The 13,969-nt window shown below is 69.5% G+C and carries 15 protein-coding genes; 7 read left to right on the forward strand and 8 right to left on the reverse strand.

From position 1 onward, the window contains the following. Nucleotides 1-170: 170 nt before the first annotated feature. The 3 genes from IU452_RS02595 to IU452_RS02605 are packed head-to-tail and all read right to left on the reverse strand — an operon-like array spanning nt 171 to nt 2,468. Nucleotides 171-1,091 carry a sucrase ferredoxin gene (locus IU452_RS02595; protein WP_228816282.1) on the reverse strand — a complete coding sequence of 307 codons (921 nt, stop codon included), beginning with the start codon at nt 1,089-1,091 and terminating at the stop codon, nt 171-173. After that, the gene (locus IU452_RS02600; RefSeq protein ID WP_195107216.1) at nt 1,091-1,699 is read right to left on the reverse strand and encodes a YdeI/OmpD-associated family protein; all 609 of its coding nucleotides are present in this window, start codon (nt 1,697-1,699) and stop codon (nt 1,091-1,093) included. The genes IU452_RS02595 and IU452_RS02600 overlap by 1 nt, the downstream gene beginning before the upstream one ends. A 1-nt stretch (nt 1,700) precedes the next feature. After that, nucleotides 1,701-2,468 carry an alpha/beta fold hydrolase gene (locus IU452_RS02605; protein ID WP_416382273.1) on the reverse strand — a complete coding sequence of 256 codons (768 nt, stop codon included), beginning with the start codon at nt 2,466-2,468 and terminating at the stop codon, nt 1,701-1,703. A gap of 117 nt (nt 2,469-2,585) precedes the next feature. Between IU452_RS02605 and IU452_RS02610 the strand changes: the two genes are divergently transcribed. Both IU452_RS02610 and IU452_RS02615 read left to right on the forward strand, forming a co-directional pair. Next, nucleotides 2,586-3,287: a class I SAM-dependent DNA methyltransferase gene (locus tag IU452_RS02610; RefSeq protein ID WP_195107218.1), complete on the forward strand. Its 702-nt coding sequence runs from the start codon at nt 2,586-2,588 to the stop codon at nt 3,285-3,287. A 63-nt stretch (nt 3,288-3,350) separates the two neighbouring features. After that, a complete protein-coding gene (locus tag IU452_RS02615) occupies nt 3,351-3,728 on the forward strand; it encodes a VOC family protein (RefSeq protein WP_195107219.1) in 378 nt (125 codons plus the stop codon). Here IU452_RS02615 and IU452_RS02620 read toward each other — a convergent pair. Next, nucleotides 3,719-5,596, reverse strand: a complete 1,878-nt coding sequence (locus IU452_RS02620; RefSeq protein WP_228816283.1) for a DNA polymerase Y family protein — start codon at nt 5,594-5,596, stop codon at nt 3,719-3,721. The genes IU452_RS02615 and IU452_RS02620 overlap by 10 nt on opposite strands. Before the next feature lie 350 nt (nt 5,597-5,946). Next, entirely contained in the window at nt 5,947-6,684 is a 738-nt protein-coding gene (locus tag IU452_RS02625) for a hypothetical protein (RefSeq protein WP_195107220.1), read from the reverse strand. Between the two features lie 206 nt (nt 6,685-6,890). Here IU452_RS02625 and IU452_RS02630 point away from each other — a divergent pair, with 206 nt between their 5' ends. Beyond that, a complete protein-coding gene (locus tag IU452_RS02630; RefSeq protein ID WP_416382262.1) occupies nt 6,891-8,033 on the forward strand; it encodes a protein kinase domain-containing protein in 1,143 nt (380 codons plus the stop codon). Between the two features lie 249 nt (nt 8,034-8,282). Here the strand turns inward: IU452_RS02630 and IU452_RS02635 are convergent, their stop codons facing one another. Continuing rightward, nucleotides 8,283-8,975, reverse strand: a complete 693-nt coding sequence (locus IU452_RS02635; RefSeq protein ID WP_195107222.1) for a response regulator transcription factor — start codon at nt 8,973-8,975, stop codon at nt 8,283-8,285. Between the two features lie 84 nt (nt 8,976-9,059). On the opposite strand from IU452_RS02635, the gene IU452_RS02640 reads away from it, so the two are divergent. Both IU452_RS02640 and IU452_RS02645 read left to right on the forward strand, forming a co-directional pair. Continuing rightward, entirely contained in the window at nt 9,060-9,593 is a 534-nt protein-coding gene (locus tag IU452_RS02640) for a GrpB family protein (RefSeq protein WP_195107223.1), read from the forward strand. A gap of 45 nt (nt 9,594-9,638) precedes the next feature. Next, nucleotides 9,639-10,130, forward strand: coding sequence for an AAA family ATPase (locus IU452_RS02645; protein ID WP_324192401.1), 492 nt, complete (start codon nt 9,639-9,641; stop codon nt 10,128-10,130). A 47-nt stretch (nt 10,131-10,177) separates the two neighbouring features. On the opposite strand, the gene IU452_RS02650 is transcribed toward IU452_RS02645, so the two are convergent. After that, complete coding sequence (locus IU452_RS02650; protein ID WP_195107224.1) at nt 10,178-11,518, reverse strand: ATP-binding protein; 1,341 nt, start codon at nt 11,516-11,518, stop codon at nt 10,178-10,180. Between the two features lie 198 nt (nt 11,519-11,716). Here IU452_RS02650 and IU452_RS02655 point away from each other — a divergent pair, with 198 nt between their 5' ends. Together IU452_RS02655 and IU452_RS02660 are read left to right on the forward strand one after the other, a co-directional pair. Then, the gene (locus tag IU452_RS02655) at nt 11,717-13,252 is read left to right on the forward strand and encodes a PspC domain-containing protein (RefSeq protein ID WP_195107225.1); all 1,536 of its coding nucleotides are present in this window, start codon (nt 11,717-11,719) and stop codon (nt 13,250-13,252) included. Next, nucleotides 13,245-13,448 (forward strand): hypothetical protein, encoded by a 204-nt coding sequence (locus IU452_RS02660; protein ID WP_195107226.1) that lies wholly within the window; start codon nt 13,245-13,247, stop codon nt 13,446-13,448. The genes IU452_RS02655 and IU452_RS02660 overlap by 8 nt, the downstream gene beginning before the upstream one ends. 67 nt (nt 13,449-13,515) lie before the next feature. On the opposite strand, the gene IU452_RS02665 is transcribed toward IU452_RS02660, so the two are convergent. After that, the gene (locus IU452_RS02665; RefSeq protein ID WP_228816284.1) at nt 13,516-13,959 is read right to left on the reverse strand and encodes a ribonuclease domain-containing protein; all 444 of its coding nucleotides are present in this window, start codon (nt 13,957-13,959) and stop codon (nt 13,516-13,518) included. Nucleotides 13,960-13,969 lie beyond the last annotated feature (10 nt).

Raw genomic sequence — 13,969 nt, forward strand, 5'->3', positions numbered from 1 at the left:
GTAGACCGAACGGACAGGAGATGGCAGCCGATGGGCGGGGACAGCTGCGCGGACCGAACGAAACACAAGATCACGAAGACGGGGACAGCCGCGCAGACTGGAGGGGACACGAGATGGCGGCCGCGAGGCGGGGGCGGCTATGTGGCGAGGAACGCGAGAATGGGTGGGGCTCAGGGGAGTTCGAGGGGGGTGTCGGCGCGGAGGGTGGTGGCCGGTTTGGGGGCGGCGCCGCAGCTGGCCTGGCGCGGGGCGTGGGCGATGGTGTGGGCGGTGACGAGCCAGCGGCGGCCGTCGCGGTGGGTGACCTCGGCGGCACCCGCGAAGGTGGCGGGATCGCCGGAAGGGGGTGCATCGGGGACCGTTGTCACCGTGAGGTCGTCAGCGGAGGCCGAGATGCGTTCGCGGACTGCGATTTCGGCGACCTGTTCGAGCGGGGTGTAGCAGCTGCGTCCGCGGAAACCCGTGAGGGGCACCAGGTTCCGGTGTGCCTGGGCCACCACCTCGACGGCGGCGTCGCCGTCCAAGCGGCCGTAGGTGAGGCCGGACGGGAGCAGGACCATTGCGGGCGCGAATCGGTGGCCGCCGGTGTGCGAGCACTCCCAGACCCGGTCGGGATATTCGGCGGCCAACCGTGCCGCGATTGGGCGGCCGAGCTTTGCGCAGCATTGATCGCGTTTGCCGTGGGCGCACACCAGGACCGGCGGATCGGCCACCGGCTCACCGATACCCGGCGCGGGACCGTTGAGCAGGTGCAGGTCCAGGTCGAGCAGCTGCTTCACATCCGTGATCTCGAACCTCTCGCACCAGGACCCCTCCGGGCGCGAACCGGCGATCAGGACCGTTCGCACACCGGTGAATTCGGCGCGGCCGGGACGCCGGATCAGGGTCGGGCGCACCCGTGCCGCCTTGGTGCGCGACGCCAGTTCGGCGGTGATCTCCACACCCAGCACCTCGTCGCCGATCACGTCGCGCCCCCACGCCCCCGGCTGTTCGACGCACAACCACCCGGTCACGTGGGTTGCACTGCCCGGTAAGGGGATATCGACCGCGGCGGCGGCCGAACACGACATCCCCTCGAACCCGGTCACCATCAGAACCGCTGCCCCGCCTCGAGTTTGGCGATGATCCGCTCCAGCCGCCGCGCCCGCGTCTCCGGTCGCACCGCGGTGCCCAGGTGATAGCCGACCGTGAAGCGGATCTGGTTGTCGAGCGTCTCGAAGAACGCCGCGGCCTTCGGGTTGGCGGCGAGTGCGTCCAGGAAGTCCTGGGGCAGCTTGCTCCCGTAGGCATTGGCCCACCGGCCGTCGGCCTTGGCCCGCTCGATCTCGGCATGTCCGGCCGGATGCATCAGGCCCTGGTCGATCAGCTCCTCGACCAGGCCGATATTGCGCTGCGACCAGGGGCTGCGCTTGCGGCGCGGGGTGAAACCCACCAGGTAGAAATCCTGGTCCAGCGGGCGCGCCTGCCCATCGATCCAGCCGAAACACAGCGCCTGGCGCAGCGCACCCGCGTGGTCGAGCGAGGCGACGCCCGCGCTCTTCTTCGCGAACTTCAACCAGACGCCGTCGACCGCGGCATGGTTGGCCTGCAGCCATTCCCGGAAGGGCGGCTCGTCGGGGAAGAACAGGGTCGGACGGTCTAGAGCGGACACGGATTCACTGTAGAAGCACGGACCGACAGCAGACCGCCGAGTCCGCATCTCAGTGGCCGAGGAACGGCAGCACCGCGGCGGCGAACTCGCGGTAGCGGTCGCGGTGGATGCTGTGACCGCAGGCGAAGGCCTCGACGGTGCAGTCGGGGACACAACCGCGGAATATCTCCAGCTTCTCCGGGTCGACCATGCCACCCGGGCCGCCCCGCAGCATCAGGGTCGGCGCGGTGATGTCCGACAGCCGCTCCCACCATTCCGGATTCGGCTTGCGGAACTGCTCCAAGGCGAGGCGGGTCATCGACCGGTCGAAGGACAGCACCGCCCGCGGATGGCGCAGGAGGCTGCTGGTGGCGTGCCACAGCTCCGGCGGTGTGGGCAGGCGGCGGGTCAGGGTGAGCTGTTCGTCACCGGAGCGCAGCGGCAGCGGCTGTTCCTCGATCACCAGGCGCCGGACCAGTTCGGGCCGCTCGATCGCCACGCACGAGACGGCGTAACCGCCCAGCGAATGTCCGACCAGATCCACCCGGGTCAGGCCGAGCCGGTCCAGCAGCCGCAGCACGTCGGCACCGAATTCGTCGAATCGATAGGACGCCGTGTGGGCGCTGCGGCCGTGGCCGCGCAGGTCGGGGATGATCACCCGGCGGCCCAGCCGCACCAGCCGGCGGGCGAACCGGTCCCAGGTGTGTCCGTCTCCGCCCATCCCGTGCACCAGCACCACGGGCACCTCGGACAGCGAATGCTCGGCGGTCGCCGTCCCGGAATCGCGATAGGCGATCAGCACGCCGTCCAGCGGCACCCGGGTAACGGTCGACTCCACGATCAGCCAGAATACGGGCTCGGCGGCGTCGTGGCCGCTGGTTGTGCCCGGCGCCATAGCGGCGGTGTGCGGAAAAATGCCTGGGTCGTGCCCGCGTCGGTGCGCAATACTGCGTCGGTGCCGACCTTCGCGGATTTCGATCGCCGTAACTATCGCACCGTCGACGTGGCCACCGGATACGACGGATGGGCCCCGACCTACGAGCAGACGGTGCTGGACGAGATGGATCTGGCACTGCTGGATCGGCTGCGCCGCCCGGAGTGGGGTCAGGTGCACCGGGCCGCCGATCTGGGGTGCGGTACCGGGCGTACCGGAGCTTGGTTGCGCGGGCGCGGTATCACGCACATCGACGGGGTGGATCTGAGCGAGGGGATGCTGGCCCGGGCCCGTGACCGCGGCGTGCACACCACTCTGCGGCAGGGTGATGTGCGCGAGAGCGGATTGGCAAGCGGCGCCTACGATCTGGTGATCTCCTCGCTCATCGATGAGCATCTGCCGGAACTGGGCCCGTTCTACGCCGAGGCGCGCCGGCTGGCCGCACCCGGCGCCACGTTCGTGCTGGTCAGCTATCACCCGCAGTTCATCATGGTGACCGGGATGCCCACCCACTACACCGCCCGGTCCGGCGAGCCGCTGGCCATCAGCACGCACCTGCATCTGTTCAGCGATCACGTGAATGCCGGTGTGGCGGCCGGGTGGCAGCTGGCCGAGACCGCCGAGGCCGTGATCGACGACGGCTGGCTCGAGGCCAAACCCAAGTGGGCGCATCTGCGCGGGCATCCGTTCACGATGGCGATGGTGTGGACGCTGCCTCGCTGACCGAGTGTGCTGCGGCTCCGCCGTTTTCGCGTTCTTGTCGGTGCCGGGTGAGATGCTTCGGGCATGGATTGGAAAATCGAACTCGTCGCCATCCCCGTCACCGATGTCGATCGGGCCAAGGACTTCTACACCAAGATCGGCTTCCACGCCGATTTCGACGAAAGTCCCACGGAGGACATCCGTTTCGTGCAGCTCACCCCGCCGGGGTCGGGTTGTTCGATCTGTCTGGGCAAGGGCATCACACAGGCCGCGCCGGGCAGTGTCGAGGGAATGCTGATGGTGGTCGAGAGCGCCGAGCAGGCCTACCGGCATCTCGTCGCCGCGGGTGTCGATGCGACTCCGGTGAAGGACGAGGGCTGGGGGTTGTTCACCTACTTCTCCGACCCCGACGGCAACAAGTGGTCTGTGCAGGAACTGCCGAAGCGGGCTGATCACTCGTAGAGACCCTCGACGTGCCAGATGCGGCCGTAGCCGAGGAGCAACAGAACACGGACCTCGTCGTCGAGCATCACCTGGGTACGGACCGCGCAGTCGCCGGCGCGGTCGCCGGACCACCAGCGCTCGTCCACCAGCCACGGTCCGGTCCAGCCGGTCACCTCCCACTGTTTCCGACCCCAGTTCAGCCGTGCCGGGTCGGCGTTGAACATGCCGCGGTCGGTGATCCACACCGGGGTGCCGTCGGCGGCCTCCAGCACCACCTCCGGATGGTTCATCAGCACGACGGCGGGCGCGGGTTGCGGCAGCCGTCCCGGCCAGGGCAGCGCCGGATCGGTCACCGGGACCGGTTCGTCGCCGAACGCCACCAGCGTGACCCGCTCGGCGGGCCCACGCCCACCGCTGAGCACACCCACCTGCACCGCCTCCCCACCCAGCAACCCCTGCACCCGAACCAACGCCCGCCGCGCCCGCTCATCTCCCTCCCCCACCCCACCCCACAACCCCAACTGCAGCGCCCCCGCCGCCACCACCTCGACCGGCTCCAACCGCAACACCGTAATCGGCGCGCTAGGCACCACCCCGAAACCATTGCGCACCAAGCCCGTCCGGCCTCCCCCTGCGACACGGCTCCTCCCAAACCCCTTCGACCGCACACCCAGTCCACCTCCCCTGTCCCGCGAGCCACCCTCGGCACCCGTACCCGGGTCGGAGGCGGACACCGCTCCCCTCGCCTGGTTCGGGACGGCTCGGTTCACCCGCTCGGTGGTGCGGGGCCGGGCCGGGGGCGTCTCTCCCCCGGCGGGGTCGGTGGTCGTGTCGGAGGTGGATCTGCCGTAGACGGGACCGAAGTCGGGGTCCTCGGTTGGGGGGTGGGTCAGGGTGCGGTGGGTGAGCCAGCCGTCGAGTTGCCAGCGGATGCGGTCGGCGGTGTCCTCGGGGGTCAGGGGTTCGGCGCAGCGCCAGATGCGGGAAAGTTGTTCTCCGGCGGCGGTTTCGGCCACGACCGACAGCCGGGTGCAGGCCACTCCCGCGGCGGAGAGCCGTTCGTGCAGGCGGGTGGCGAGCAGACGTCCGGCGAAGGCGGCGGCGTCGACGCGATCGATCGGTGGGTCGCAGCGGTACTCCACCATCAGGTCCGGATCGGGTGGGCGAGCCGAGGGCAGGCGTTCGGGTTCGGCGCGCGCCGACCGATGCGCGCGGATGGCATCGGCGCCGAACCGAGAGGCGACCTCGGCCGGGGTCAGCGCGGCGAAGTCACCGATGCGGCGCAAACCCAAGCGGTGCAGCAGATCCACCAGTTCCTCGCGCTCCGGAGCGGCCAGGCTCGGCTCCAGGGCGAGTTCCCCCACCGGCAGCGGCGCCAGGAATCGCGCGCCCTCCCCGCTCGGCACGATGGTGGCCCGACGGGCGGCGACGACCGCCGTGGACAGTTCGTCGGCGATCCCGATCTGGCATTCGACGCCGGCCGCCGCGACCGCGTCGACGAGCCGTTCGGCCGCGGCCTCCTCGGACCCGAAGAATCGCGCGGCACCGCGCGCGGCCAGCACCAGTAGCCCGGGGCGCAGCACCTCCACCCCGGGTACCGTCGCATCCACGGCCGCCACCACCGGCTCGAACAACCGCGCATCCCGATCCGGATCCGCCTGCGCCACATACACATCCGGACACCGCGCCTGCGCCTCCCGGCGTTTGATCCCGCGCCGCACCCCCTCGGCCCGCGCCACCGCCGAACACGCCACCACCCGATTGGCATGCAACACCACCACCGGCCGCGTCGGAGGAATATCGGCCAGGGCTGCCGCCGCCGCGGCAGGCCAATCCGGGCACCACAGCGCCAGCACCCGAGAGCTACGCCGCTTCCTCACCCGCATCGGTACGCCCCTTCGTCGAGATCCCTGCCCAGGCGCTGGCGCGCCTGGGCAGGGAACGAAAAACGCACCCGGACAGGGAACGAAAGGCGCACCCGGACGAGGAACGAGAGACACACCCAGGCCGGAAACGAGAAAGACGGCTGCGTCCATTGCTTTCGCTGGCGGGAGCCTTCTAGACCCCCCGGTGACGTCCAGGCCCCCGGGGACACGAGGATCACTCCGGTGACCGGAGTGCGGCGCACAACCAGACGAACCAGCCCGGACAACAGGCCCCACCCCGATGGCGGTCCGTCTCGGTCCGTAGGGGGCACAGGCGGTTTCACTCCGGCGCCCGGAGGGTGGTGCGGGGGCTAGGAGGCGACATCGCGGGCGGCCTCCAGGAGGCGGGGTGTATTCACCTGGGCGGCAACCCATTCCACGCGGCCATTGCGCGGGCACAGTTCGAGGTGGCCGGTGCGGGGTGGGGTCGAGCGGCCGCGCACGGAGACGTCCAGGCGCACGGTGCGCAAGCGGCCGCAACCGCGGCCCAGGCCCTCGTAACCGGCGACCTGGGCATGGATGCGCAGCGCGGCGCCGCTCCAGGTCCCGCCGGTCACCACCAGCGTGGCGCCCTTGCTCCGGGCGCGGGCGGCGAGGACGCGGGTGCGGCTGGGCGGCACCGAAAGACCGCCCAGGCCGAGCACCACCAGATCCAAACCGTCGAGCAACACCGCGGCGACCTCCACCGGGTCGGAGCCGGGATCGGGCACCACCGCCAAACGCTCCAACCGGGCCCCCATTTCGGCCGCGGCGAGCAAGCCCAGCCGCGGCAACCCGACCGCCGCGGCATGCCCACCGCTGCCGGTCACCGCGGCCAGCAGACCGGTCAGCAGCGAACCCGCACCCGAGTACGCCACCACCGACCCCTTGGTCAAACCACCCTCGGGCAGCAGCTCAACCAGTGCGGACGGCACCGGCAGCGGCTCCCGGCGCAGGTCGGCACCCATCGGCAACCGACCTGCCGACACCGCACCGCGCGCCGGGACCGCGGCCATCCGCCGCCGCAACTCCGCCAGCTGTTCGAGTTTCACGTTGTCCGGCGAACCCATCTTCGACCACCTAATCTCCCACCGATGGACTCTTACCGCAGCCGGCCCGGACGCTCTCAGCACCGATCCAGCTATCGATCTGAATCGAATATACGTTCGACTCTTCCTCAGTAGAACCCCACCCCCGATTCCCGTCAAGCGGCACGCGCGCAAACCTCGGGTTGCGAAGCAGGCCAGTCAGGATGGTTTTCCGCTATCCTCGCGCCGTGACAGAACGCGCCCGCCCCATCGTCGGCCCCGATTATCTGGTCGCCGGCCGTTACCGCCTGCAGTCGAAGCTCGGCGGCGGCGGTATGGGCGCGGTGTGGCTGGCCCACGACCGGCTACTCGATCGCGATGTCGCCATCAAACAGGTGCTGTCCACGGCCGGGCTCAGTGAAGAAGAGGCCAACGAGGTTCGCAACCGGATCATTCACGAGGGCCGGGTCGCGGCCAAGCTCTCGCACGAGCACGCCATCGCCGTCTACGACGTGGTGCTCGAGGCCGGTGAGCCGTGGTTGGTGATGGAGTATCTGCCCTCGCGCAGCGTGGCGAAGGCGCTGGCGCTGGTGGATACGCTGCCGCCGATCGAGGTGGCGCAGATCGGCGCGCAGGTCGCCGACGCGTTGGCCGCCGCGCATGCCGCCGGGATCGTGCATCGCGACATCAAGCCGGGAAATATCCTGGTGGCCGATCGCGGCGGCGAGGTCGGCATGGTGAAGCTCAGCGACTTCGGCATCTCGAGCGGCGCCGGGGATCTGTCCGACGAACCGGAGGACGTGATCACCGGCACCCCCGCCTACCTCCCACCGGAGGTGGCACGCGGCGCGAAGCCGACCGCCGCCAGCGACGTATTCTCCCTCGGCGCAACGCTGTACACCGCGATCGAGGGGCAGCCGCCGTACGGATTCCACGACGACAACAATGTGATCGTCGAACGCGCGGCGATGGCGCAGATCATTCCGCCCAGCCGCAGCGGCGCGCTCACCGAGGTGCTGCTGCACATGATGGAACCCGCCCCGCAGCGCCGCCCCGCCATGGCCGAGGCGCGCAACGAAATTCTCACCGCCGTCTTCGGCCCGGGCACCGGCCCCTACATCCTCGGCGCCCCGGTCCGCACCGAGGACGGCACCATCCCGGCATGGGCGGCCCGCAACTCCGCCAGCGGCTTGCGCAGCCCGCACTCCACTCCGCTGCCCCGGCCGCCACGCGCAGTCGCCCCGGGTTCGACTGCGCCGCAACAGAAATCGAGCGGCTTCAGCCTGAACAACCTCGGCAACCTCGGACCGAACGCGGCCCCGCTGGCGATCGCCGTGGGCCTACTGATCGGCCTGCTCATCCTGATCGTAATCCTCGTCGCGGCAATGTAATCCCGGCCAAATACGACGAAACCAACTGGACGGAACACGCTGGAAATAACCAGCCCACACGTCGAACCTGTTCAACGGCAAGGCAATACACAGACCATCTGCACTTACGCAAACCCGCACGGTTTGCGGCGCGGCTCGTCGTTCAGGGGTCGCTGCGTACGCGACGAAGGAGCAAGCAGCGGCACCTGAACGACGAGCCACCAGGGCGCCGCAAACCCGCGGCGGCGGAGCCGCCGCCAATAAACACAGCTAATCAATTCTGCGGCGGTGGGCCCAGCGGGTGAGGGCATTGCGGTTGGACTGCTGGGTTTTGCGCAGGACGTTGGAGGCGTGGGTTTCTACGGTTTTCACCGAGATGAACAGGGTTTCGGCGATTTCGCGGTAGGTGTAGCCGCGGGCGAGCAGGCGCAGCACCTCGAGTTCGCGTGGGGTCAGCGAATCCAGTTCGGGGTCCAGGGGCGGCTCCGGGGCCGGTGATCGGCCGGTGAACGAGTCCAGGACGAAACCGGCCAGTCGCGGACTGAACACCGCATCGCCCCCGGCCACCCGCCGAATGCCGTCGGCCAGTTCGGGTCCCGAGATGGTCTTGGTGACATATCCCCGCGCACCCGCCCGGATCACCGCGATCACGTCCTCGGCCGCATCGGACACGCTCAGCGCCAAACACACCGGGCCGTCCTCGATCCCCTGCATCACCGCGACCCCGCCGCCGTCGGGCATGTGCACGTCGAGCAGTACCACATCCGGGCGCGAGGTCTTGATCCCGGCGATGGCCTCGGCGACCGTGCCCGCCTCCCCCACGACCTCCATATCGGATTCGCGGCTCAGCTCCGCCCGCACGCCGGACCGGAATACGGCGTGGTCGTCGACCAGAAAGACCCGGATACTCACTGTTCTCCTCACCTCGGACCGAAGCGCTGCCGGGGCAGTTCGCCCACTCATCGGTACCACACCGAGAGCCGGTCCGCTGTGACCCCGGTTCCTTCGACCGAGCACCACCCTATCCGGAAAACATAGGATCACTTCGTGTCGATCATCGTGGTTCCCTATGACCCGGACTGGCCGCGGCACGCACAGGCCGCCATCACCGAACTGACCACCGCCCTGCCCGGGCTCTTCCTCGACATCGAGCACATGGGCAGTACGTCCGTCCCCGGCCTGGCCGCCAAACCGGTCATCGATCTGATGGCCTCGGTGAGCGATCTCGACGAGGTCGTGGCCCGCGAGGACAACCTGGCGTGGCTGGGCTATCGCCGCGAGGAGAACGGAATGAGCGGACGGCTGTTCTATCCGCGCGACGACGCCACCGGGCAGCGCACCCATCACCTGCACATCGTGCCCGCCGCCGAATGGGACGACCAGAACGAGCGCATCCTGCGCGACCATCTGCTCGCGAACCCGGCCGCCGCCGCGGAATATGCCGCCCTCAAGCAGCGCCTGGCCACCGAGACCTCCGATCCGCTCGAGTACACGCGGCGCAAGACCGACCTGATCCAGCGGCTCGTCGACGTCGCCCGTGCCGAACGCGGCCTCCCGCTCGTCCCGGTCTGGGTCGACTGAGACCCGCACGGCCGCATTCCTTTTCGGGCGCCTACGCTGAGCGGTGTGGTGATCCTGGTGACAGGCATGTCCGGCACGGGGAAGTCGACGGCCCTGGATGCGTTGGCCCGGCGAGGCTATGCGGTCGTGGATACCGATGTCGGCGACTGGATCGAGGACGTTCCCCATCCCGACGGCACCGACTCGGAACCGCAGTGGCGGGTGGATCGCATCGACGCGCTGATCACCGAGCACGAGCGTTCGGGGGAACCGCTGTTCCTCGCGGGCACGGTGTCGAACCAGGTCGAGTTCTATCCCCGATTCGACGAGATCGTCCTGTTCAGCGCCCCCTTGGAGGTGATGCTCGAGCGCATCACCCACCGCGACACGAACCCCTTCGGGAAGAACGCCGAGGAGCGCGCTCGGATCGCCGCGGACACGGCCGAAGTCGAGCCGCTACTGCGCTCGGTGGCCACCGTGGAGATCGATACCCGCAAGCCCCTCGACGAGGTGGTGGATCAGCTGGCGGCCCTCGCCGGGCCGCCTCCGGCTCGCTGACCTATTCGTCTCGGCCGCATGGGGATCCCGGCGGGGACACCCGGTTACTAATGACCGGGATGGGCGTGCTGATGTTCGGCGCTTGTGGGCTGTGCGGCTTCGGGGGTCTCGCCGTCGGTCGCCCATGCGGTCTCGTCGACCTCTTCCTGTCCCTCGGAGTCGTGGCGGGGCAGGATGATTCGGACCTCGGTGCCGCGGCCCGGGTTGGATTTCACCTCTACTGTGCCGCCGCGGCGCTCGATGCGGGCGTGGATGGATTTGGCCAGGCCCTGGCGATCGGCGGGGACGGCGGACGGGTCGAAGCCGGAGCCCCTGTCACGCACGAAAATGCTGACCTGATGCGGTTCGACCTCCGCGAACAGGTCGATGGTGGGCACACCGGCGTGCTTGGCGGCATTCACCAGCGCCTCGCGGGTGGCGCCCAGCAGCGCGGTGAAATGCTCCTTGGGCAGGCCGAATCCGGTCTCGCCCGGATCCATCGACACATCGCCGACGGTCACCGGCGTCACCTTCACCCCGTGCTGGTCCTCGACCTCACCGGCGATGGTGCGCAGCGCGGCGGCCAGGCTCGACTGCGCCGGCATGGAATCCTCGAACAGCCACTTGCGCAGTTCGCGCTCCTGGCTGCGGGCCAGCCGCATGACCTCCTGCGGATCGTCGGCCTGGCGCTGAATCAACGCCAGCGTCTGCAGCACCGAATCGTGCAGATGGGAGGCGATCTCCTCGCGCTCCTCGTTGCGGATGCGCGCGGAGCGTTCGGCATTGAGCGCCCGCATCATGCGCAGCCACAGCGGCACCGTCAGCAAGCCGACCCCGATCAGCGTGACCGCGACCGCGAGCATCGCCGAACCCAGGGAACTCAGGTTGATCCGGCCGATGATCACCACGCCCAGCCCGACCACGATCAGCGTGATCCCGCCCAGGATGCGCGTCCAGGTGAGCACGGTGGGTCGCACGGGCAGACCGAGAATCGACCGCGGACCTTCGGCGTCGAACTCCCGCCAGACCAGGGCCGCACCGACGGTGACCACGATGATCGGACCCACCACCGTGGCCGCGGTACCGCTGAACAACCACGACATCGACACCGACAGCGCCAGGCCCAGCAGCACCAGGCCGACCGACTGCCGCCGCTCCGAGGCCGACGGTGGCGGCGCGTCCCCACCGGCCGGGGTGAAGATCCACAGCAGCCCGTAGGCGGCAATGCCCGCCCCCATCAGCGCGGACAGCAGCACGAAGGCCATCCGCACCTTGAACACGTCGACACCGAGATGATCGGCGAGACCCCCCGCAACACCTCCCACGACCCGCCCGCCGGAGCGCCGCTCCAACCGCCGAGACGGGGGCGCGACACCACGCGCATCGAACTCGGGCAGGGACGGGTACATGCCTTCGATACTGGCACGGCACTCCGACAGCGACCATCGGGATTCACCCCCATTCCCCTCTCGGGGACATCGGCCTGACGGGCGAACCGGATCGCGAACCGGTGGTCGCGGGGCGTATGACACCGGCCTCGGGGGTTCCTGGTTCATTTCAGGGGGATCCCCGATGTGGGCGGGGCCCGATCGCACCACCATGGAGACATGACCAGAGCGAGCGGGTGGGCCGGTGGTTCCGGCCGGACCGGATTCAACGAACAGCTCCACCATCTGTGGCGGACTCGCCCCGTGCGGCTGCCGCGACAGGGACCGATCGCCGGGGTGGCGGCAGGGTTCGGGCGTCGCTACGGCGTGGATCCCGTCCTGGTGCGGGTGGCGTTCGTGGTGGCGACCCTCTTCGGCGGCGCGGGGGTCGTGCTGTATCTGGCGGCCTGGCTGATGCTGCCCTCCGCCCACAACGAGGTGTCGCCGGCGGAGGGGCTGCTCGGCCGTGGGCACACCGCGCACTCGCCGACCAAGACGATCGTGCTGATCGTGGCGCTGGCCATCGCGATCAGCACCATGGGCCCGTTCGGTGTCGGGTTCGGCGGGTCGGGGCTGTTCAGCTTCGCGCTGATGCTGGCGGGCTGGTGGCTGCTGTATCTGCGGCAGCCCGAGCCACCCGCCGACACTCTCGATCCGTTCCTGGCCGAGGGTGGGATCGCCGCGACGGGCTACCCGGGCACCATGTTCCCCGGCGGCTCCCCCTGGTCGGGCGCCACCTACGGGCCCTACACCAAGCTGCCGGATCATTACGAGCCCGATCAGCCCAAAGACGCTGCCACCGAACCCCTTTCGCCGAACCCGGCAACCGCTCCCACCGAGGTCGTCGCCCGCGCCTCGGCCGAGGCCGAGGTGACGAAGGACGGCGACACCGAGCAACTCGTGGATTCCCCTGCCGGTCCCCGGGATTCGTCCCAGGAGGACACGGTGGTGCTGGGAAAAGACCAGACCCCCGCTGACCGGCCCGAGCCCGAGCAGCGGACGACGGCCGCGCCTGGTCGCACCAACCCGGCTCCCACCCACGTCGCACCGACCCCGTCCGGTTGGGATCCGCTCGGCGTCGCCCCGCTGGCCTGGCATCTCCCCGAACCGGCCCCCGCCGCTCCGGTCGTGCCGGTACCGCCGCCGCGGCGTCCGCGCTCGCGGCTCACGCCGATGGTGATCGGCCTCGCGATCCTCGCGGCGGCCGCCGCCGGAGCCGTGGCCGCCGTCGGTGTGGAGTGGATGACGCCCGCTCGGATCGGCGCGGTGGCGCTGGCGGTGGTCGGCCTGGGCCTGATCCTCGGGGCCTTCCTGCGGCGCGGCTGGGGACTGCTGGTGGTGCTGGCTCCGCTGGCGGGGTTCGTGGTCCTGGCCTCGATGGCCGGGCCGGTGCAGTTCGACCGTGGCGCCATGGGCGATCACGTGTGGACGCCCACCACGGCGGCCGATCTAGCCTCGGACTACCGGGTGAACATGGGTGACGGCACGCTGGATCTGCGGCAACTGCGGCTGACCGAGAACCGCATGGTGAACGTCGATGGCCGCATGGCCGACTTCCGAGTGATCCTCCCGCCGTCGATGCGGGTCGACACCACGTGTACGGGCAACGCGGCGGACTTGGACTGTCCCCGGGGAATTACCGGTCCCGCCGACGGTCCGACGCTCACCCTCAACGTAGACATGCAGTTCGGAAATGTGGAGGTGAAGCGTGGCTGACAACTCGGAAACCCGTCGCGGACCGTCGCTTTCGCTGCTACTGGCCGGGGTGTTGGCCCTGCTGGTCAGCGTGTGGGCATTCATCGGGCCGTCGTCCTGGCCCTCGCACAGCATCGTCCCGATCGGGTGGATCGTGGTCGGGGTGGCCATCGTGGTCGGCGTCATCCTGGTGATCGCGCCGCGAAAGAAGAAGTGATTCCAGCGCTGCGGCGCGAAGGGGCTCGGATCCGATCGGATCCGAGCCCCTTCGTGCCGCACTGCTCTCAACGCATTCTGGTGAAACTGCGGTAGTGATCGCCGGTGTACCACGCCGATCCGTCGCTGCCGGTGACGATGCGCTCGGCGTCGCGGGACTGTCCGGGCTTCTTGCGATTGACGTCCCATTCCCGGTAGTGGATGGGTCGGCCGTTCCCGTCCGTGGCGGGCAGCAGCCCCTCCCGGTTCTGCCAGGTTTCACCGCCATGGGTGCCCGGCGCATCGGCGGGCGGCCATTCCCCCGCATCGATCAGGCGCAAGGTCTCCCATGCCCGCGCGGGAACGGAGTCGGCGACCAACCGCACCTGCACCGCATTACCGACCGCTTCGGTTCCGCCCCCGAGCCCGGCGGCGGGCGCGAACAGCAGCGCCAAGGCCGCGAACGCGGCCAGGACCAGCGACGCGGCGACCGTTATCGGCTTGGTGCACAGGGCCTTCGATGTATTCCCCATCAGCATCCTT

This window comes from Nocardia transvalensis (genome assembly GCF_015477765.1).
GTDB lineage: Bacteria > Actinomycetota > Actinomycetes > Mycobacteriales > Mycobacteriaceae > Nocardia > Nocardia transvalensis_A.

Coding starts and splice junctions, on each gene's coding strand:
- IU452_RS02595 (WP_228816282.1), bottom strand. CDS start 1,091: ATGGTGACCGGGTTCGAGGGGATGTCGTGTTCGGCCGCCGCCGCGGTC.
- IU452_RS02600 (WP_195107216.1), bottom strand. CDS start 1,699: ATGCGGACTCGGCGGTCTGCTGTCGGTCCGTGCTTCTACAGTGAATCC.
- IU452_RS02615 (WP_195107219.1), top strand. CDS start 3,351: ATGGATTGGAAAATCGAACTCGTCGCCATCCCCGTCACCGATGTCGAT.
- IU452_RS02620 (WP_228816283.1), bottom strand. CDS start 5,596: ATGCGGGTGAGGAAGCGGCGTAGCTCTCGGGTGCTGGCGCTGTGGTGC.
- IU452_RS02625 (WP_195107220.1), bottom strand. CDS start 6,684: ATGGGTTCGCCGGACAACGTGAAACTCGAACAGCTGGCGGAGTTGCGG.
- IU452_RS02635 (WP_195107222.1), bottom strand. CDS start 8,975: ATGAGTGGGCGAACTGCCCCGGCAGCGCTTCGGTCCGAGGTGAGGAGA.
- IU452_RS02650 (WP_195107224.1), bottom strand. CDS start 11,518: ATGTACCCGTCCCTGCCCGAGTTCGATGCGCGTGGTGTCGCGCCCCCG.
- IU452_RS02655 (WP_195107225.1), top strand. CDS start 11,717: ATGACCAGAGCGAGCGGGTGGGCCGGTGGTTCCGGCCGGACCGGATTC.
- IU452_RS02665 (WP_228816284.1), bottom strand. CDS start 13,959: ATGGGGAATACATCGAAGGCCCTGTGCACCAAGCCGATAACGGTCGCC.